The following is a 20961-nucleotide window of genomic DNA, read 5'->3' as shown; positions in this document are numbered from 1 at the left end:
GTCAGCATGTGCCCAGGGCGGTGCCTTGATCGGTGCCGTAGCGGTGGCCGTGGCCCGGCGGCGCGTTCAGTGCGGCCAGCAGATCGGCGCTGGTCTGCAGAAAGCTGATCACCGGAAGCCATTGTGGCACAGGGGCGTCCACCCGCACACCGCGGAGCTCGGGTGCGCGCCACAGCAGCGACGGCGACCAGTGCACCACCGGATCCGAGCTGTTTGCCAATACGGTCGCACCCGCCCGGTGCACCTGACCGGCGGGCGGACCCGCCCAGAGCGTCGCGCAGGTCCGGCGGTCCTGGTCTGCGTCGTTGGCGAATATCGAGCTGCCGCCGAGCGCGCCGAGGCTCTGCCCGTAGACGTAGAGCTTGGGCTTGTGGTCGAGCGTGCCGATGTGGTGCTCCACGGCATTGAACAGCGCTCGCGCATAGGCGACCGCATCGTCGCGCCCGAAGGCGAAGGTCACCCAACTGGGGGCGTAGGAGTACTGCATCCCGACGAGGGCGACATCATCGTCGAAGCGTTCGTAGAACCCGCGAACCGCATTCGCATCGATCCACCCGGATCCGGTCGGCACCGCGAGCACGATATTCGACCGTTCGAATCCGCCGGACCGTTCCAGCTCTCGAACCGCAAGGGCCACACGGGAATCGAGATCGGGTGCGGAGTCGAGTCCGACATACACCCGGATCGGTCCGGGGGGTGACCCGGTAACGAACTTGCGCCCTTCCGCGCCCAGTGACCCCCAGCTGATCGCGGATTCGGCGCTTCCGGACCGGGCGTACGAAACTGGCTGCACCAGTGCGGGATCGATCGTCGCATTGGCGGCGGCATAGGCACCGTGTCGCCAGTCGACAGCTGCCGGTACCCCGACGAGATAGAGCACAGACGCCGCCGCTACGCCCACCGCGATGCTGCGCGCCCAACCGGACTTCCGGACGAACCACCCAGCCGCTCGCGCGATTCCGACGAATACACCGACGATAGCTACGGATATGAGTCCCCACCGCAGCCAGTAATCCGGACCGATCAGCGCCGTATCCATCGCGCTGCGCAACCGGTTCTGCCAATGGGTTGCGTGCGCGACCATGCCGACGACCGCGACCATGGTCGAACCGAGCAGTGGGGCACGGAACCGGTCCAGCCGCCCGTTGATATTCGAGCGCCGCAAGGTAAATCGAATAACTCCCGCAACGGTCAGTGCGACAACGACGAGCATCCCGGTCAACATGGCCTGGGCACTCGGTGTGCGCGGAAGCAGACTGGGTGCCAGCGACATCGAAGTGCCGAGACCGACTCCGAGCGTCGTGCCGATCCGCGGCCGCACGGCGCAATGAAACCCTTTGGCGGTAAGTGTCTTCCAGTGGTGTTCCTGGCCAGGCGACCAACCCGCGCCATCTGTCTCGCCGATGCCGGGTGATGCGTTCGTGCCGGAATCATTCGGGGCCGACACCGGTTTGGTCGTGGTCAACGTGCTCATGCCTGAACCCCCAGAACGCTTATACGATTCGAAACTCGTGCCGAAGTACGACGACGATCCCGCGCATCCGCGATCCGCCGCCTGACGGACGGCAGGAACCCGCCCGCCCCGAGCCCGACCAGACCGCCACCGACGATCACCCCGGAATCCCCTGTCCGGAAAACGGATTCGACAACCGGTGCCCCATAGTCCTGCCGCCGCGAATTCAGATCCACGAACGTGTTCGCGATACTCGCCATCGCATCGCACCGAGCCCGCGAAAACCCGTCCTCCCGTGCCGCGCACGCCTCGTGCATATGCACAGCCAGCGTCGCATCCAGCGCCTGCCTGGCCCACCCGCCCAGCGGCTGATCCTGCGCGTCCGCATAGCGCAGCAGGTCATACCCCAAATCATGTGCTTTACAAGCGGTTTCGAACTCGCTGGGCAACGTCACCGGCGACGAGCACCCTCCAGCCGGATTCACCACCAGCCCATCGACAACAGCGGGTCGATAACCGAACCGCTCCACGAAATCGGCGGGAATCGCATCGACGGACCCCGGCCCGCCCGAGGTCAGCTCCACCACCGCCGCACCGGCCGAGGCATTCTCCACCGGCCGCTCGACGGTGGCGGCATGCGCCGAGGGCGCCAGCATCATGGTGGCCGCCACGGTGGTCAGCGCGGCCGCGGTCAATGCGGCAGAGCGCCGTGGGTTGGGTTGGGTTCGGGCGCCGGCAGCGATGGTCGGTGTGCTCATGGTGCTCGACGCTAGAAATCCACCCCGCTACGCCACCTCACGCCGCGGTGCGGTTTCCGGGCCCGTGCCGGCGGGGGAGCGCGGGCGACTCCTCCCACTGCGGTACTGGAGCGGAATTCACCCGTGGGTATGAGGACCCCGACCGCTCGACTTCCTACTGTCGTAGCCATGAGGGAAAAACGTCGTAGCTGGATCAAGGGGATGAACGCGCGGATGTGGTTCGACGCGTTCACCGTGCTGCTCGCGGTGATCTTCTACGCCGTCGCATGGCCGACATTGCACCTCACCCATGACGTACCGGTCGCGGTGCAGCCGTTCATCGCCGCGCTCGCCGCGTTCCCGATCCTGCTGATCCGGCTCAACCCGGCGCTGGGCTGGGCGATATCGGCGGGCTCGGCGCTGCTCATCACCCTGGCCATCCCGAATCAGCCCGACAATGAGATCCCGATCCAGGTCGTGCACATTCTGTGCCTGTTCGCGCTGCTGTTCGCGGTGGCCCTGCGCGCCCCGGTCCCGATCGTGGCGGTCGCCTGGGGGGCGACCTCACTGCTGCTGGCCACCACGATGACCAGCGACGGTGATATTTCCGGCGCGGCTTGGGCCTGGCCGATCGCCTTCGCCGCGGTCGTGCTGTTCGCGATGCTGGTGCGCTGGCTGGTGCAGTCGCGTCAACAGTTGCTGGCCCAGGAGCAGGAGAACGAACTGGAGCGGGCCCGGCGCGCCATCCTGGAGGAGAAGGCCCGCATAGCCCGCGACCTGCACGATGTCGTCGCCCACCACATGTCTCTCGTCGTGGTGCAGGCGCAGACCGCGCCGTATCGGGTCGAGGGCGTGACTCCCGCCGCCCGCGCGGAATTCGAATCCATCGGTGCGACCGCGCGCGAGGCGTTGAACGAGATCCGGGGCATGCTCGGCGTACTGCGCAGCGACGGGCAACTGCCCGAACACGCGCCGCAACCGAAGGCCGCGGATGTGCTCGGCCTGTTCGAGGGCGCCCGCCGGGCCGGTGTGCGCATCGACTGGACCGTCGATGGATTGCTGGATCTGGTCCCGGATTCGGTCGGGCTCGCGCTGTACCGGATCGTCCAGGAGTCGCTGTCCAACGCCTCCCGGCACGCCCCGGGCGCGCCGGTGCGAGTATCGATCGTGATCGGCGGCGACGCGCTGCAATTGAGCGTCGGCAATGCGCTGAGCGCCACCGTCGCCCGCCCGGTCGGCAACGGCGGACACGGCATCGCGGGTATGCGGGCGCGTGCGCTCGCGGTCGGCGGTGAGGTGTCGGCGGGCCCGCGTGCGGACGGCGGTTTCCAGGTAGTGGCCCGACTGCCGATCGCTTCGACCGCGGAACCGGGACTCGGTACGGCGGCAGCCGCGCCGATCGGCGCTGCCAACGACGTCTGACCGACAGCGCTACGAGGGAATACAGAGATCCCCGCGACTGTCTGTATTGTGACTATTTGTCTACCGGGCAACTGATTTCGTTGGCACATGGGATACGCCCAGAACTGGTTACGCACTCGAGGCAGGACCTGAACGCTACCGATGACGCGCCTGACTGGTATGGCCTGAATACGCGGAGAGGCGGATGAGCTGGCAATCACTGTTCTGATCGCCGACGACCAGGCCATGGTGCGTCAGGGTTTCGGTGCCCTGCTCGCCGCCCAATCCGATATCAGTGTGGTAGGTGACGCACCGGACGGGAAGGTGGCCGTCGCCGAGGCGAAGCGGCTGCGCCCGGATGTGGTGCTGATGGATGTGCGCATGCCGGAGATGAACGGACTCGACGCCGCACGCGCCATCCTCGCCGCTGGCTTCGATCCGCCGGTGCGGGTGCTCATGCTGACCACCTTCGATATCGACGATTACGTCTACGAGGCGCTGAGCATCGGCGCCAGCGGCTTCCTGCTCAAGGACGCGCCCGCCGAGGAGTTGGTGCGTGCGGTGCGCGTGGTCGCCGACGGGCAGGCACTGCTCGCCCCGACGGTCACCCGCCGCCTGATCGCCGATGTCACCCGTCGTCGCAGTGCGAGCCGCGTCAAACCCACGCCGGCGCTGGCGTCACTGACTCCGCGCGAACGCGAGGTGCTGGAGTTGATCGCCAAGGGTATGTCCAATACCGAGATCGCCACCGCACTTTTCGTCGCCGAGCAGACCGTGAAAACCCATGTCTCCAAGGTGTTTTCGAAGTTGAATCTGCGTGACCGCGCGCAGGCGGTGGTGCTCGCCTACGAATCCGGTCTCGTCACCCCGGGCTAGCGCGGCTGTTGCTGGCACTTACCGCCGTTGAGATCGTCGAGATGTCGCGAGAGCAGCCGGGCCAGCCGGTCGAGCAGGGCGGTCGCATCCTCGAAGGTGCCCGAATCGGCCTGTGCCGCAAGCGCGACCGCGACACCGCCGGATCGAGTCGGCACGATGCCGAACTGACGGACCGTGTAGACGCCGGTTTCGTCGTCGGGCCCCCAGCCGCCCTTGAATTCGGTGCCCTCGATGGTGCCCAGGCCCCAGCGCTGTTCCGGCGTGATCTGTTCCATCAGCTCGACCACGGTGGCGGATTCGGGCAGGCACGGCAGCTGCGAGGCGAAACGAACCTGATTGGCCAGCGTCCATTCGGTCGCGCCGAATGCGTTGTAGTCCAGATTTGTCTTCGGTCCGTACACATTGGTCAGTGCGTCACCGGCCTCGTCGAGGACCCCCTGGACCGCCCGCGCGGCCTCTTCACCGTCACCGAGCGACTGCCAGAGTGCTTCGGCCGCATCGTTATCCGAAACGGTGATCGCCTCATGCGCGTATTCGACGACGCCGGTCGGGTCGTGCCGCAGCGCCGCGATGGCCAGCGGCACCTTGATGGTGGACCAGGCGATGCCGCTGGTCCAGTCGCCGAAGATGGTCATTCGGCCGCCCCCGACCGGCATGATCGCCATCCCGACCTGCCCGAGCAGATTCGGCTGCAGCTGGGTGAAATCGGCGGCCAGCGAATCGGGCCGCGAGATCGACCAGCCGGGATGCCAGGAACCGGGCCGTTCGACGGGCAGCGCCGGTTCCGCGGGTGCGTCGTGCGCACTGGGTAAGAACGAACAGGAGGTGAGTGTGACCAAAACCGTGAGTGCCGCGCCGCGCAGCGCCACCCGATAATTCACCATCGTTCTTGTAGACCTCACCGCCGCGTTCTCCCCACCACCACAACCAGACACCCGTTGTTCCATCGGCGGTGCGAAAAACATCCTCGTCACACCCGCCCGGTCGGTGACCGGGCGTCGCGCGATCATCACCGCGTCGAGCCAGCAGCGGACACGGTGATGACGCCCTGTTGATAGTTTCGCCGATTTTCCCGGAGAATTCGAAACGGCGTGGCCAAGGGGCTACCCGGTAGGCTCACAACTCTGTTTACGCGCTCGGACGACCGATGTCCGATGGCCGCAGTCACCTGAAGGGGGTCGCGTTGCTGAACAGCGGTGAGGTGTTCGCCGGGTTCACCGTGGAGCGGCTGCTCGGCCAGGGGGGGATGGGCTCGGTATACCTGGCCAGACACCCCCGACTCGGTAAGCAGACGGCGCTGAAGCTGCTGAATCGGGAGCTGTTCGCCGACGCCGAGGTGCGTGCGCGCTTCGAGCGGGAGGCCGATCTGGCCGCGCATCTGGACCACCCGAATATCGTCGCCGTCTACGACCGCGGTTCCGAGGACAATCAGCTCTGGATTTCCATGCAGTACATCGACGGCGTCGACGCGGCGACCGTCGACCCGATGACGCTGCCGCCGGAGCGGGCGGTGCAGATCATCGAGGGTGTCGCGTCGGCACTGGATTACGCCCACGGCATGGGTGTGCTGCATCGGGATGTGAAGCCCGCCAACTTCCTGCTGGCTCGTTCCAGCGGTGGGCAGGGCGAGCGGGTCTTCCTTACCGACTTCGGTATCGCCCGGTTGCGCGAGGACTCCACCCACCTGACCCAGACCGGCATGTTCAGCGCGACCCTGTCCTATGCCTCGCCGGAGCAGATGACCGGTGCCGAGCTGGACAATCGCACCGATCAATATTCGCTGGCGTGCGCGCTGTACTGGCTGTTCACCGGCATGGCGCCATTCGACGCGCCCGATCCGAACGACATCATTCGCGGGCATCTGCAACATGTCGCCGCGCCCTTGGCGGCCCGACGGCAGGGTTTGAATCCCGCGCTGGACGGGGTGCTTGCCAAGGCGATGGCCAAACGTCCCGAACACCGGTACGCGACGTGTGTCGAATTCGCTGCCGCGGCCCGGAAGGCACTGACCGCACCGCCGGTTGCCACCGTGCAGGTGAATCCTGGCTTCCCGCCGGTGTATCCGGGACAGCCCGTTGGATCCGGGCCGCCCGCACCGGGATTCGCTACGCCTGCGGATCAGGGGGCCTTCCTGCAGTCGACGCAGGCGGTCGGGCCCGCTGGATATGGTGCGCCACAGTCCTATCCACCGGCGCAGCAGCCGATGGTGCCGCAGGCCGCGGGTTACCCGGCGGCACCGGTGCAGCAGCCGGGCGCACCCGCGACGCAGGGCCCACCGCAAGCTGCGGCGTATCCGGCGGCACTGCAGCAGGCAGCTCTGCCTCAACAGGGGACACAGGGGCCACCGGCGCAGGGCCAGCCGATGCAGGCCTCAGCGGCGCAGGGCCAACCGATTCCGGGCCACCCGACCCAGGGGCCACCGATACAGGGTCAGCCGACCCAACAGCCACCGTCTGCGCTGCCGCCCGGTGCGGCACCGCCCCCATTCGGGCCGAATGCCGTTGGCGCGCAACCGGCTCCGGACCACCGCCGGAGCACGGCGGTGCTGGTCGGCTGGATCGCCGTCGGCATCGTGGTCGCGGTGATCGCCGTAATGGGCACGCTCGTGGTCGTCGGCTGGGAGTCGCAAGGCCCGCCCGACGCCGCCGTGCCGCCACCCGGTACCTCCACCACAGCGGCCGCCGCATCCGATGCTCTTGCCAAGAGCCGCAGGCTGTTTCCGAATCTGGTGCCGCAGGGCAAGGAGGACTTCGGCGAGGCCTATCAAGACGCGCGCTGCATGGCATCGGCGGCAGGGGAGCCGCTGGTGATCGAGGACGAACCCTTGAAATCCAGTCCCTGGATCACCGCATGGGAATGCCACCGCGAAACCCAGACCACCGCCCAGATGAGCTACACCATCCTCGAATACGCCTCCGCCGCCGACGCTCGAGCCGTGGTCCAGGCCCTACCCGCCAATGTCGCAACGGCCGGTAAGAAAAGCGGAATCCCGGTCAACACGCACCGCTGGACCGTGGAAGACCCGCCCGGCCCCCTCCAGCCCTTCTACCACACAGCCAAACTGGTGGTGAGCTTCGAATCCGACCCCGCCCGCGCGAATTTCCTGGTGTACGTGAACAACCACGGCACCGCCGGCGGAGTCCAAACCGTGCCGCCGACCCCCACGGCCCAGGACGCACTAACCGCGTGGTGGGATGCGGCACCCCTGTAATCGCCCGCTGGACAGGTGATTTGGTGCCGCCTGGGAACTTCGGCACGTGAGCAGCTGACTCGACGACGGGGCGCTCAGACGAAGTCGATCGACGGCGGCTCCGTTCGTGCTCGCCGTCGTGGGCCAATTCGCGGCCGTAATCGCCTGCCCAACAAGCTGGTCGGGCTGCCCACGGCGGACCGATAGAACTCAGTCGACCGCCAATGCCTCCACGATCGGCATCCGTGCCGCACGCAATGCAGGCGGAATCGATCCGAGCAGCGCCAATGCCAATGCGGCGGTGCCGTACACCAGCAGCATCGGGCTCGGCTGGTACGTGATGTCGATTGTCAGCGCATGTCCGACCGCGACGGTCGCCAGATACTGGATGGCCGCGCCGGCCGCTAGACCTAGTGCCGCGCCGATGAATCCGATGCCGACGGCCTCGGCGAGCACCGAGCGCAGCAGGAATTTGCGGCTGGTGCCCATGGCGCGCAGCACGCCGAGTTCGCGGCGGCGTTCCAGAACCGAGAGCATCAGGGTGTTCAGTAATGCCACGGTGGCCACCAGCACCACGATCCACAGGATGGCGTAACTGATCGCCGATCCCTGCCGCAGACTGGAGGAGATGGCGACTACCGCTTGCGCGCCGGTGTCGACGTGGATATCCGCGGGCACCACGCGCCGCACGGCGGCCTGTACCGCGGACTTGTCCACACCCGGTTGGAAATGCACCGCGAGCACGGTTTCGCCCGGTCGCTGGTACCACGCGCGCAACTGGTCGAGATTCATCACGACCACACCAGAGATGGCTGAGATGTACGGGATCACGTCCAGTACCCGCACGGTGTGATTGCCGGTGGGGGTCGGCAGGGTCAATTCGGCACCGGCGCTGACGCCGAGCGATCGCGCGACATCCCGCGAGATAGCTACTCCTCCCCCGGCGGCCAAGTGGGCCATGACTTCTCGACTCACCGAGCCCGTCTCGGATTCGTCCGCTTCGCTCGGATAGCCCTGCAGCATCACCCGCCCGGTGCCGAGAGTGGCGAAGGCCATCTGCGCGGGCCCGACCTCCTCGACCCCGGGCACCTCGGCGATCTTCTCGCGTAACCCACTGGGCAGCAACGGACCCGTCGGGAACTGCTCCATCGAGCTGGTGCTGACGAACAGATCGGTGTCGCTGAAGCCCGCGAAGGATGCGGTGGCCGAATCGACCATATTGCGCGAGCCCCCGCCCATCGCGACGGTGGCGGATACGCCGATCATCACCGTCATCGCGGTGGCCCACACTCGACGCGGTGCGCGTTCGAGGGTGGTGGCCCCGAGCGTGCCCGGTGCGCCGAAGCGTCCGGCGATCGCCGCGGCGGCCCGCACGATCGGTCCGGTGGCGGTGAAACACAGTGTGACCGCTCCGGCGAACGACATCGAGATCGACGCCAGCGACAGGCGTCCCAGATCGGCCTCGGCAATGACGATCGCGCCGACGATGAGGCCGACGCCGAGCACTATCGAGGTCCAGCGCAGCGCGGCACTCGTCGAATCGGTGCGCGCCACCCCCACTGGCACCAGCGCCTCGATCGGTTCGACCTTGTATACCTGCCGCGCCGCGATGGCGGCCGCCAGCACACTGGCCACCACACAGGCGCCGATCGCCATCGGAATCGCGTACCCGGGCACCATGTATTCGGTGCGCGCCTCCACCGATTGCATGATGGCGGTGGGAAGTTTGTCGATCGCGACGCCACCCATGGCGGCACCGACCACCGAGCCACCGACTCCGCCGAGCACGCCGAGCAGCGCCGCCTCGACCAGCAGATCACGCACCATCGGCCCGCGCTTGCCACCGATCGCCCGCAGCATGGACAACACCGGCCTGCGTTGCGCGACGGCCATACTCATCGCGTTGTAGATCAGGAATGCCGAAACGATCAGGGCAGCCGCCGAGGCCATGAGCGTCGAGTACCGCACGATCTGAATGGCCCCACCGGCCTGTGCGGTGCGCAGCCCGGGATCGGCGACCACGGCCCGGCCGTCGACCACCTTGGTGAGCGTCTCGCGCAATTGGTCGACATCGGTGCCATTCGCCGCGATGATCTGAATCGAGTCCAGCCGCCCGACGCGGTCGGTGAGTTTCTGCGCGAGCCCGAGCGGGGCGGCAATGATATGGCCGCCGTTGAGTTGCTGGGAGGCCTTTTTGTCGAGAACCGCTGCGACGGTGACGGTTCCGGAGCCGAACGGGAATTGTTCACCCTCGGCGCGTGCCATCCCGGATCCGACCAGGACACCGTTCGGCACGGTGAGCAACTTGCTCGCCTGCGCGGCCATCGGCCCGCCCAGATCGCTGCCGAGTGCGGTGATGCTGGTGTCGGCGCCGATCAACAGTGCCTTATCAGCGCCGGATCCGACCTGCGCGCGCAACATCGGCACCGCCTTGTCGACGCCGGGAGTGGTCGCGATCCGTTGCAGTTCTTGCTGATCGAAGCCCGCGTCGGTGATCCCGGTGACCTCCAGCACGGCCTTACCGCCGAGACTGCGGGTGAGCCGGTCCACCGAACCGGTGACCGAACCGGAGATGCTGAACACCGCGACCAGCAGCGATGCCGAAATGGACATCACCGTCAGTGACATGAGGGTGCGGCCGCGGTGGGCGAGCAGTTCACCGATATTGAACAGCCGCAGCCGATCCCATGCCGCGCCGATCATGCGCGCACCGGCCGCGTGGCGATATCGACCTTGTCGTTCGAGCCGATCTGCCCGTCGCGCAACGTGATCACCCGGTCGCAATATTCGATAGCACCCATATCGTGGGTCACCATAACCACCGAATTACCGTTGCCCGCGATATCGCCGAGCAGTTTCAAGATGGACGCACCGGTCTTGGAATCCAGGTTGCCGGTTGGTTCGTCGGCCAGGATCAGCGGCGGATCCATGATCAATGCCCGCGCCACCGCGACCCGTTGCATCTGACCGCCGGACAATTCGGCGGGCCGATGGGCGGCGCGCTCGCTCAGCCCGACCATGTCGAGCAGTTCGAGTGCGCGCGGTTTGGCCTTGCGCAATCCGGTGCCATCCAACAGCTTCGGAATCGCGACATTCTCCCAGGCGGTGAGGGTCGGCAGCAGATTGAAGAACTGGAAGATGAAACCCACGCGGTGGCGGCGGAATTCGGACTGCCGCTCGTCATCGAGGCCGCCGATCTCCTCGCCTTGGAAGCGGATCGACCCGGAGTCGGGGGTATCGAGTGCGCCGAGCAGATGCAGCAGCGTGCTCTTACCCGAGCCGGACGGTCCGATGATCGAGGTGAATTCACCGGATTCGATGCGCAGGCTGATGCCGTCCAGTGCGCGCACCGCCTGGTCACCGACGCGATATTCCTTGGTGATATCGGTCAGTTCCAGCATGGCCTGGTCCGACATGGCGGTCCCCACCCTCTTTCTCAACTATCCGATCTTGGATTGTGGCGCACCGCAGTGGCGCACCGGTGCGTTATCGTGCCATCGCCTCGGCTGCCTGAACTCGGCGGCGACGTTGCGCGTCCAGGACGGCTCGCAGGACCGGTTGTTCGGCGGCGAGTTCGAGATAGGCCTCCACCGCAGATTGGCCCTGCACCAGCGCCTGCTCCAATTTCGCGTCGAGATGGATATTCCACCGATATCGCAACGCGAGCAAGAGGCCCTCCGGTCCGCCGAACAACCGGTCCAGTTCTGGGATCTCCGCGAACAGGTCGGGACTTGCCGGATCGATCGCCGCGCGGGTGAGCACGGTGTGCACGATCTCGGTTCGACGGTGATGATCTTCCCATCCATTGCGACTGTTCGGTCGCTCGAAATGTTCGCCGTAGCGATTGTTCGCAGGCCGCTCGAAATGATCGGACATCGCATATGTCCTTCCGTGATTTGGTAGATCTCACGCTACGGACGGCGAAATACGGTGTCTTCGTGCCAGGGACGCGAATCGATCTCCTACCGGGGTAGGAGCCGAGGCCCGCTCTGAGCACGAGGCACCGGCTCCGACCTGGTGTCGCTGGAGACCGAGTGCTGGCCGGGTTCGTGCTGCGCGAGCGTCGGCCGGGTTGTCGGACGCGACGATCAGCTCGGATGTGAACCACATCGAGCAGACGCGAGCGTGGTCAGGTCGGCGCGGTCGCGGTGCCGGCGCGCTTTGTCAACGGATATTAAAGATTTTTCGGTAATTCGAAAGGCCGCCGCTACGTCGGCCTGGAGCCGGCCCAATCCTCGCCCCGCCACCAACAGCACCGAATCCGCAGAACAGGACACCACGTGCACAGCATTCACTGCCCGACCGACAACCGGATCAGCGGTGACCGCCCTGATACAGCACGCCTCGGCGGGCTTGACCGGATCGGCTCGGATCGATACCGTCGCGACCCACGATTCGATGGCGAAAAATCTTCGCTGCTCGCTATCTCTGACCCCGGAAAGTCGTTCATGGTGACCAACAATCCGATCGCGGACAGGCACACGACCGAGCCTGGCAAGGGTTGGTATGGAACGGCGGCGAAGCTCGCCGGGTTACATGATCTGACAGCCCGGTCCAGATCCCCTGGAACGCCGCGTGCAGTTGCCAGGCAACGTTCACGTGGCAAGAAGACTGCCAGGGAACGCATTGCGCTTCTGCTCGATCCTGGTTCCTTCGTCGAACTCGATGCCTTCGCACGGAACCATTCGACCGATTCGGATGTCGACGACCATCCGAACGGCGACGGCGTGATCATCGGCCATGGCACCGTGGATGGCAGGCCGCTTGTGGTGTTCGCCCAGGACTTCACCGTCTTCGGTGGCACGCTCGGAAAGGTGCATGGCGAAAAGATCTGCAAGATCCTCGATCTGGCCGCCAAGGCGGGTTGTCCAGTGGTGGGCATCAACGATGGAGCTGGTGGGCGAATCCAGGAGGGGGTGGTCGCGCAGGCGCTCTATGGTGAGATCTTTTTCCGGAACGTCAGCATGTCGGGTGTCGTTCCGCAGATTTCGATCATCATGGGCCCGTGCGCTGGAGGCGCGGCGTACTCGCCCGCGCTCACCGATTTCGTCGTGATGGTGGACAAGACATCACATATGTTCGTCACCGGCCCCGATGTACTGGCCGTCGCCGTGGGCGAGCGGGTGGAGCTCGAGGAACTCGGCGGCGCTCAGGTGCACAACTCTCGTTCTGGCAATGCGCACTATCTCGCTGAGGACGAGGAAGACGCGATCGATTATGTGCGGGATCTGTTGTCCTACCTGCCAGGCAACAACTACAGTCTCCCGCCCGTCTATGCCGCGGGGAAGAGCCGGGCCGGGTCCACGCTGGATTCGCTGGTCCCCGACTCCGCAAACCAGCCGTATGACATGTACGCGGTGGTCGATGCCATCGTGGACGATGGCGACTTCCTCGAAGTACAGCAACTGTTCGCACCGAACATCATCTGCGGTCTGGGCAGGATCAACGGGACTTCGGTCGGGATCGTGGCAAATCAGCCACTGAAATCCGCCGGATGTCTGGACATAGACGCATCTGAGAAAGCCGCGAGATTCGTGCGCACCTGCGACGCATTCAATATCCCGATCGTCACACTGGTCGACGTACCCGGATTCCTGCCCGGCTCCGACCAGGAATGGAATGGCATCATCCGACGTGGTGCGAAACTGCTGTACGCCTACGCGGAGGCCACGGTTCCGAAGATCACCACGATTATTCGTAAGGCTTATGGCGGAGCGTACGTTGTCATGGGCTCCAAGCACCTGCGCGCGGATATCTGCTTCGCCTGGCCGACCGCCGAGATCGCCGTGATGGGCGCGGCGGCCGCAGGAAATATTCTGCACCGCGACCAAATCATCGACGCAGCGGATCCCGAAGCTGTTCGCAGCAAGCTGATCGACGAATACGACCAAACCCATTGCACGCCTTATCGAGCCGCTGAACGCGGATATGTCGATGCGGTGATCGCGCCATCCGAGACGCGGCCGAATATTGCAGCCGCACTTTCCATCATGAACGACAAGCGCGAGCCGTCGCATCCGAAGCGGCACGGAAACATACCACTGTAGAGAAACCCCCCTTGTTGCGCCGGTACCAGTCGGAGTAGTTGTTTGAAAGGAAATGCCGATGGTGATCGGTGACATCGCACATCTGCTGATGGACGAGCCGCGGCGACTGGACGAACCTATCGCGGTCGTTGGGATGGCCTGCCGCATGCCGGGTTCGGTCGAGTCGCCGGACGATCTTTGGCGGCTGCTCATCGAGAAGCGGGACCCGGTGCGTGAGGGACCCTTCGACCGGTGGGACGTCGACGCCTTCTACGACCCCGATCGAGAGGTGCGAGGCCGCTCCAACACTCGTTGGTCGGCCACACTCGACGACATCACCGGCTTCGACGCCGCATTCTTCGGTATCTCTCCCGCGGAGGCCGCGTCGATGGACCCGCAGCATCGGCTGCTGCTGGAAGCCTCTTGGGAAGCACTGGAACACGCCGGCATCCCACCACGCGACGTCGCGGGATCCCAGGGTGGTGTGTTCGTCGGACTGTGGAGCCAGGACAACTCCGTCCGCCTCGGCACGCACTACGACGCGATCGATGCCTATGCCGCGACCATCGGAAATGTGCACTGCACCGCGGCAGGGCGGGTCTCTTATGTTCTCGGGTTGCACGGCCCCTGTGTCGCCATCGACACCGCCTGCTCGTCATCGCTGGTCGCTACCCATCTGGCCGTTCAGAGCCTGCGAACCGGGGAATCCGATTTCGCGCTGGCCGGTGGTGCGAACATCATGCTGACCCCGGAGTTCATGCTCTCCGGAACGCAGTGGGGGATGTTCTCACCCACCGGGCGCTGTCATGCTTTCGACTCTCGCGCTGATGGTCTGGTGCGCAGTGAGGGCGTCGGAATCGTTGTTCTCAAACGGCTTTCGGACGCGCAACGTGACGGTGACCGGGTGCTCGCGGTCATTCGCGGCTCCGCGATCAACCAGGACGGACGATCGCAGGGACTCGTTCACCCTTCCGAAGATGCCCAGCGCATGGTCTACGCTGCCGCGGTCGCACAGGCGGGCATCGATCCCGGCCTGGTGGGGCTGGTGGAGACCCACGGCCCTGGGACCCAGGTCGGCGATCCGATCGAATTCCGCGCGCTGACGCCGATCTACGGCAGCGGCGCGGGACTATGCGCGCTGGGTTCGGTGAAATCGAATATCGGCCATCTGGAATCGGCCTCGGGGATCGCGGGCTTCATCAAAGCCGTTCTCGCGCTCCAGCACGGTGTCATCCCGCCGAATCTGCACTTCCAGCAGTGGAATCCGAAAATCTCTCCGGACGGCACCCGCTTCTTCGTGCCAACCGAGCCGACCGAGTGGCCGGTGGACGCGCCGACGCGGCTGGCAGCAGTGTCGTCGTTCGGATTCAGCGGCACCAACGCTCACATTGTTCTGGAGCAGTACACGGGCCCGTTCACCGCCGAGACGGCGACCGACTCCACACCGCGTCCGGTCTTGGTGCCGCTCTCGGCGACGGCGCCAGGGATGCTCGGTGCGACCGCCGCGCGGCTGTCCCGCTGGCTCACCGACAACCGCGACGGGGTCGAACTGGGCGATGTGGTGCATACGCTCGCGGTGCGACGTTCGCATCACCGGTCTCGGACGGGTGTGGTTGCCGAGTCCGTGGACGAGCTCATCGACGGGCTGGACCGAGTCGCCGCGGGCGATGACCAGGACGATTCGCTCGGCGACACTGTTCGCGCAACCGCCGCCGAAGGGGCGGTGTGGGTGTTCTCTGGGCAGGGTTCGCAGTGGGCGGGTATGGGACGTCGACTGCTCGACGAGGATCCGGTCTTCGCCGCGACGATCGCCGAACTGGAGCCACTAGTAGCCGCGGAGGCCGGCTTCTCGGTGTCCGAGACGCTGGGCGCCCCGACGGTGGTCACCGAGATCGACCGCGTGCAGGTCGCCCTGTTCGCCACCCAGGTGGCGCTCGCCGCGGTGTGGCGGTCCCTTGGTCTGCGACCGGCGGCGGTACTCGGGCATTCGATGGGCGAGGTGTCAGCCGCGGTCGTCTGCGGTGCCCTGTCCATACCGGACGGCGTGCGAGTCAGCTGCCGCCGCGCCGCCCAGCTGGTTCCATTGGCGGGCACCGGTGCCATGGCATCGGTGGACCTTCCACACCAGGAGGTGGAGGAGGAACTGCGTCGGGCCGCCGACGTTACGGTGGCGGTCATCTCGTCACCGCGTGCCACCGTGATCGCGGGCGGCCCGGAACCGGTGCGACAGATTGTCGAGGACTGGCAGCGGCGTGGGCTGATGGCCAGATTCGTCGCGTCCGACGTGGCGGCACACGGACCGCATCTGGACCCCTACGCTCCTCAGCTGATCGAAGCGCTCTCCGATATCCGGCCTAAACGGCCCACTGTGCCGTTCTACTCCACCGTCACCGACGATCCGCGGCAAACCGTGCTGTTCGACGGCGCTTACTGGGCGGATAATTTGCGCAAACCGGTCCGGTTTGCCCATGCGGTGCAGGCGGCCGCCGAGGATGGGCATGCCGTATTCCTCGAAGTCTCGGTACACCCCTTAGTCGGACACGCGATGCGTGAGACCCTGCAGGAGATCGACGTCGATGCGGTTGTCACGCATACCATTCGCCGCGACAACGACGATTTGCGCACCATCACCGGCCAGCTGGCCCGTCTGTACCGCGTCGGTGTTCCCATCGACTTCGGCCGGCGTCATGGGCGCGGAACCCTCGTCGCAGCGCCGGCGACCACATGGAACAGGATCCGCCACTGGATCGATCTGCCGCTGCCGCACCCGGCGCGACAGGTGGCGGATGAGATTCGGCCACCGCTGCTCGGTATACACACAGTCGTCCCCGAGGCCGGGCGCAGGCATCTGTGGCAGGTCGATGTGGGTACCGGGGCACAAGCATGGCTCGCCGATCATCGAGTAGAAGGCGTCACGGTACTGCCGGGAGCGGTGTACTGCGAGACGGCGCTGGCAGCCGGAATCGAATTCTTCGACTGCGCCGTAGAGCATGTACAGCTGTCCGACATCAGATTCGTCCGGCTACTGCCGGTGCGCAAACACACCACGCTCCACACCTCGCTCAGTCCACGCGGCGATCACACCGCGATCGTGGAGATGGTCAGCAAGGGTGATGGCGACGACGAGTGGATCACCCACGCGACCGCCGAGTTGCGGTACCTGCCTCAGGGGATCGGTTTCGAGCCGGTCGATCCGGCTGCCCTGGATGCGGTCTATCCCGAGAACATCGACGTCGAGGGCCGCTATGCGGAACTTCGCGCGGACGGCTACCACCATGGCCCAGCGTTTGCCGGACTGGAGAGTCTGCGCCGCGCCGGGGACGGGAGGATGCTCGCGCGTGTCGCTGTGCCGCCCGCCGCCCGTGCCCTCGTCGGCCCGGTGAGCCTGCATCCGGTCCTGTTCGATGCCTGCCTGCAGACTCTGCTCATCTCGGCAGTTGCTGCCACCGGTAGTGCGGGTACCAGGATGCTGTTCCCAGTGGGTGTCGGATCACTGCGGGTCTACGCCGCAACCAGTGCGGCAGCATATTGCGAGGCGGCACTTGTTTCGGCTTCGGCGGACGGCGCGATCGGTCAGCTGCGAATATTCGCGGCGGACGGCTCCGTTCTGGCCGAGGCAACCAACGTGCGGTTCGCGCCAATGGAGCGGAAGACACCCACCCGCGGGCACGAGCGATTGTTCCATGAGATCCGGTGGACATCTGTGCCGCTGGAAGGGACAGCCAGTGCACGCGGGACATGGCTGCTACTCGGTGACGACGACAACCCACTGTCGGCGGCTCTGTCTGCCGAACTGACCGCGTCCGGAGCGACCGCGACACTGCTGAACGCCCGAGCGTCGGGTACGTCGTCGCCCGCGCCAGCAGTGACGAGCGCGCTCACCTCCGTGACGGACGTCGTCTTCTTCGCGACCTCATCGGCTTCGGCAGCGCCGGATCTCGCGGACTTGTGCCGTGACGAGGTGATGCGTCTGATCGATCTGACCGTGCTGTTGTCCGAGTCCGAGACCGGCACACCTCGGCTGTGGATCATTACTCGAGGTGCGCAGGCGATCGCCGGACACGAGGTGCCTACCCTCGGGCACGCTGGGTTGCGCGGTGTGAGCCGGGTGGCGATGTGCGAGCACCCGGGTCTGCGCACGACCTTGATCGACGTGGAGCCGGGCACAAGCGACCTGCGCGATCTCGTCGCCGAGCTGTTCGCCGACGGTCCCGACGACGAGATCGTATGGCGAGGCGGACAACGCTGGGCGGCTCGGCTGGTCAACGTTCGGATCAGCGACGAAACCTGGCGAACACGGCCACAGCGGATCCAGCGGTACGGTCGTGACCGGATCTCGCTCGACATCGCTCGCGCGGGTGATCTGGACACGATCGGCGTAGTCGCCCGACCGCGTCGCGCCCCGGGGCACGGTGAGGTCGAGATCCGGACCACGGCCATCGGCCTGAATTTCGCCGACGTCATGCACATGCTCGACATGTTCCCCGACCTGCACGGCACCTCCGGCCGACTCGGCCTGGAATGCGCCGGTGTCGTCACCGATATCGGTCCTGGAGTGCGCCACGTGCGGGTCGGCGATCGGGTCATGGCATTCCACGACGGCACGGCCGACACTTTTGTCACCATGCCCGCGGAAGTTGTTGTTCCCGTGCCCGAAGCGATGACCGACATTCAGGCGGCCGGCGTGCCCGCCGCCTACCTGACCGCCTGGTACGCGCTGAGCCGGATCGCCCGCCTCGGTGCCGGCGATCGAATCCTCATCCACGCGGGCACCGGTGGAGTCGGCTTGGCCGCGATCGCCATCGCGCGCTCGCTCGGCGCGGAAGTACTCGCCACGGCGGGCAGCGATCGCAAGCGCTCCTACCTCCGCGAACTCGGCGTGCAGCACGTGATGGACTCCCGGTCACTGGACTTCGTCGACCAGACCCGCGCTGCCACCGGCGGCGAAGGAGTGGACGTCGTGCTGAATTCGCTATCCGGACCCGCACTCTTCGCGGGCCTGGAAGTGCTGAATCTCGGCGGGCGATTCCTCGAGATCGGCAAACGCGATATCTACGCCAACGCCAAGTTGGGACTGCTGGCGTTGCGCCGCAACGTCACGGTGGCCGCCGTAGATCTGGCCGTCCTCGGACGAGAACGGCGGCCTCTGATCCGGGATCTGTTGAACGAACTGGTGCGGGAGTTCACCGCTGGTCGTATCGACCCGCCGACGTGTACCGAATTTCCGTTCACCGAGGCGGCCACCGCGTTGCGATATATGGCGGCCGCCAAGCACATCGGCAAGCTGATCCTGACGGTTCCGCAAGAGGGTGAGATCGAGGTCGCGGCTCCGGAGGGCAGCACGCCGGTCGTCCGCGAAGGCGCGAGCTACGTCGTCACTGGCGGGCTCGGCGGGCTCGGCCTGGAAATCACCCGTTGGCTCGCCGACCGCGGCGCCGGCCGGATCGTGCTCAATGGCAGATCGGCGCCTTCCGAATCGGCTGTCGCCGTGCTTGCCGACATTCGCGCAGCGGGTACGCAGATCGAGATCGTCCGCGGCGACATCGCCGAACCTGGTGTCGCCGAACGACTCGTCACGGCGGCAACGGCGGACGGGCGGCGTTTGTCCGGGGTACTGCACGCGGCGACGGTCCTCGATGACAGTGCTCTGAGCCAGCTGAGTGCCGACCGGCTCGACCGGGTATGGAGGCCGAAGGCGACCGGCGCGTGGCGGTTGCACGAGGCAACGTGTGAGCTACCGCTCGACTGGTTCGTGCTGTTCTCCTCGGTGGCTTCGCTTCTCGGCAGCCCGGGACAGGGCAACTATGCCGCCGCGAACGACTGGCTCGACTCTTTCGCCAGATGGCGACGGGCGCGTGGGCTGCCAGCACAAGCCATCAACTGGGGCGTGTGGGGAGAGGCCGGCCGGGCAACGGAGCTGGGCCAGCACGGGTACGCGGCGTTCGGTACCGCCGAGGGTCTGCGCTGCCTGGCGGATCTGATCGACCACGAGCGGACCAATGCGGGCGTCTTCATCTACGACCCCGAACACTGGTTCCACGCTTCTCCCGGTGCGGCCGAATCTCCGTTCTTCGCCGACATGCCGGAGCGAGCGGCGGGGGAATCCGACGTGAGCAGCAACGACGGCATCAACTCCCGGCTGCGGACCGCCGCGCCCGATGAGCGGATCCGGCTCGCGCTGAGCTACCTCGGTGTGTGCATGCAGACAATACTCGGACTCGGCAGTGTCTCGGTCGACTCGAAGACGGTGCTGTCCGACCTCGGATTCGACTCGCTGACTGCGCTCCAGTTGCGCAACCGGCTCGAAGCGGACCTGCAGGTGAAGATCCCCGCCACCATCGTGTGGACGCATCCCAGTGCGGGCGAGCTGGTCGACTATCTCCTGGAACGCCTCGATCTGGAGGCGGGGACGGACGATGAGCAGACGCATGCCGTTCCTACCGACACCGTCGTCGCGGCCGGACGCTGGTTCAAGACGTTTGCGCCACGGCCCGACGCCGCGACACGGTTGTTCTGCTTCCCACACGCTGGAGGTTCGGCATCGACCTACCTGCCGTGGAGTGATCTGCTTCCCGAGCATGTCGAGTTGCACGCCGTCCAATTGCCTGGACGCGAAGACAGGGCCGACGAGGAACCACGGCGCGATCTGTTCGCACTGGCTGAAGAACTCGCGGCAATGATCGCGGCGGACCCGGATCGTCGTCCGTTCGCATTCTTCGGGCACAGCGGCGGTAGCCTGCTCGCGTTCGAGACCGCTCGTGCGCTGTGGGTTGGCCACACGATCACTCCGGTGACGCTCGGGATTTCGGCCGTACCGGCACCCGACGGCCCAGGAATGGCCCAACTGTCGGAACGCCTTTTCCGTCACCCGAGTCCGGAGGCTCTGGAGGCGTTGGCCTTCATACCGCAGGAAATCAGGCAGGAACCCAGTCTGCTCGAACGAGCCACACAGGCCTTGGGCTACGACTACACCATGTACCGCGGTTATCAATACACTGCCGCATCGGTTCCGCTCGACTGCCCTGTTGTGCTGTTCACCGGCGACGATGACCCGCTCTGCAAGCCCGAGCATCTGGCGGGATGGGATAAGCAGACGACCGGTCCCGTAACAACCTACGTCTACCAAGGGGATCACTTCTATCTCCGAAACCACCTCCCGGAATTGATCGAACAGCTGACGAAAACGTTCGAACGACAATCCCGCTCCACAGCCGGGCCATCCGGGCCGGATAGCTGTTCCGGCGTTCGGTAGATCTCACGCCCACGGCGAAATTCGGT

Annotated in this window: 11 protein-coding genes; 5 read left to right on the top strand and 6 right to left on the bottom strand. The window is 65.9% G+C overall.

From position 1 onward, the window contains the following. Position 1: 1 nt before the first annotated feature. The gene (locus ACIBJI_RS36010) at positions 2-1474 is read right to left on the bottom strand and encodes an alpha/beta-hydrolase family protein (protein WP_364357836.1); all 1473 of its coding nucleotides are present in this window, start codon (positions 1472-1474) and stop codon (positions 2-4) included. Next, positions 1471-2211, bottom strand: coding sequence for a hypothetical protein (locus ACIBJI_RS36005; protein ID WP_364357839.1), 741 nt, complete (start codon positions 2209-2211; stop codon positions 1471-1473). The genes ACIBJI_RS36010 and ACIBJI_RS36005 overlap by 4 nt, the downstream gene beginning before the upstream one ends. Positions 2212-2379: 168 nt before the next feature. On the opposite strand from ACIBJI_RS36005, the gene ACIBJI_RS36000 reads away from it, so the two are divergent. Both ACIBJI_RS36000 and ACIBJI_RS35995 read left to right on the top strand, forming a co-directional pair. Further along, entirely contained in the window at positions 2380-3612 is a 1233-nt protein-coding gene (locus ACIBJI_RS36000) for a sensor histidine kinase (RefSeq protein WP_397087774.1), read from the top strand. 189 nt (positions 3613-3801) lie between these two features. Further along, the gene (locus ACIBJI_RS35995) at positions 3802-4467 is read left to right on the top strand and encodes a response regulator transcription factor (protein ID WP_040693694.1); all 666 of its coding nucleotides are present in this window, start codon (positions 3802-3804) and stop codon (positions 4465-4467) included. On the opposite strand, the gene ACIBJI_RS35990 is transcribed toward ACIBJI_RS35995, so the two are convergent. Further along, the gene (locus ACIBJI_RS35990; protein WP_364357842.1) at positions 4464-5351 is read right to left on the bottom strand and encodes a hypothetical protein; all 888 of its coding nucleotides are present in this window, start codon (positions 5349-5351) and stop codon (positions 4464-4466) included. The genes ACIBJI_RS35995 and ACIBJI_RS35990 overlap by 4 nt on opposite strands. Before the next feature lie 263 nt (positions 5352-5614). On the opposite strand from ACIBJI_RS35990, the gene ACIBJI_RS35985 reads away from it, so the two are divergent. Beyond that, positions 5615-7678, top strand: coding sequence for a protein kinase (locus ACIBJI_RS35985; RefSeq protein ID WP_397087772.1), 2064 nt, complete (start codon positions 5615-5617; stop codon positions 7676-7678). Between the two features lie 189 nt (positions 7679-7867). Here the strand turns inward: ACIBJI_RS35985 and ACIBJI_RS35980 are convergent, their stop codons facing one another. From ACIBJI_RS35980 to ACIBJI_RS35970, 3 genes are all read right to left on the bottom strand, one after another. After that, entirely contained in the window at positions 7868-10360 is a 2493-nt protein-coding gene (locus tag ACIBJI_RS35980; protein WP_397087770.1) for an FtsX-like permease family protein, read from the bottom strand. Continuing rightward, positions 10357-11073, bottom strand: coding sequence for an ABC transporter ATP-binding protein (locus ACIBJI_RS35975; protein WP_397087790.1), 717 nt, complete (start codon positions 11071-11073; stop codon positions 10357-10359). Before ACIBJI_RS35975 ends, ACIBJI_RS35980 begins: the two co-directional genes overlap by 4 nt. 70 nt (positions 11074-11143) lie before the next feature. After that, a complete protein-coding gene (locus ACIBJI_RS35970; RefSeq protein ID WP_364357851.1) occupies positions 11144-11533 on the bottom strand; it encodes a hypothetical protein in 390 nt (129 codons plus the stop codon). A 575-nt stretch (positions 11534-12108) separates the two neighbouring features. On the opposite strand from ACIBJI_RS35970, the gene ACIBJI_RS35965 reads away from it, so the two are divergent. Further along, a complete protein-coding gene (locus ACIBJI_RS35965; protein WP_364357854.1) occupies positions 12109-13704 on the top strand; it encodes an acyl-CoA carboxylase subunit beta in 1596 nt (531 codons plus the stop codon). 58 nt (positions 13705-13762) lie between these two features. Beyond that, a complete protein-coding gene (locus ACIBJI_RS35960; protein WP_397087768.1) occupies positions 13763-20935 on the top strand; it encodes an SDR family NAD(P)-dependent oxidoreductase in 7173 nt (2390 codons plus the stop codon). Positions 20936-20961 lie beyond the last annotated feature (26 nt).

The sequence above is a fragment of the Nocardia sp. NPDC050408 genome (assembly GCF_044458905.1).
Classification (GTDB): Bacteria; Actinomycetota; Actinomycetes; order Mycobacteriales; family Mycobacteriaceae; genus Nocardia.
This window is presented reverse-complemented; position numbering and strand designations above follow the sequence as displayed.

Coding starts and splice junctions, on each gene's coding strand:
- ACIBJI_RS36010 (WP_364357836.1), bottom strand. CDS start 1,474: ATGAGCACGTTGACCACGACCAAACCGGTGTCGGCCCCGAATGATTCC.
- ACIBJI_RS36005 (WP_364357839.1), bottom strand. CDS start 2,211: ATGAGCACACCGACCATCGCTGCCGGCGCCCGAACCCAACCCAACCCA.
- ACIBJI_RS36000 (WP_397087774.1), top strand. CDS start 2,380: ATGAGGGAAAAACGTCGTAGCTGGATCAAGGGGATGAACGCGCGGATG.
- ACIBJI_RS35990 (WP_364357842.1), bottom strand. CDS start 5,351: ATGGTGAATTATCGGGTGGCGCTGCGCGGCGCGGCACTCACGGTTTTG.
- ACIBJI_RS35985 (WP_397087772.1), top strand. CDS start 5,615: ATGTCCGATGGCCGCAGTCACCTGAAGGGGGTCGCGTTGCTGAACAGC.
- ACIBJI_RS35980 (WP_397087770.1), bottom strand. CDS start 10,360: ATGATCGGCGCGGCATGGGATCGGCTGCGGCTGTTCAATATCGGTGAA.
- ACIBJI_RS35975 (WP_397087790.1), bottom strand. CDS start 11,073: ATGTCGGACCAGGCCATGCTGGAACTGACCGATATCACCAAGGAATAT.
- ACIBJI_RS35970 (WP_364357851.1), bottom strand. CDS start 11,533: ATGTCCGATCATTTCGAGCGGCCTGCGAACAATCGCTACGGCGAACAT.
- ACIBJI_RS35960 (WP_397087768.1), top strand. CDS start 13,763: ATGGTGATCGGTGACATCGCACATCTGCTGATGGACGAGCCGCGGCGA.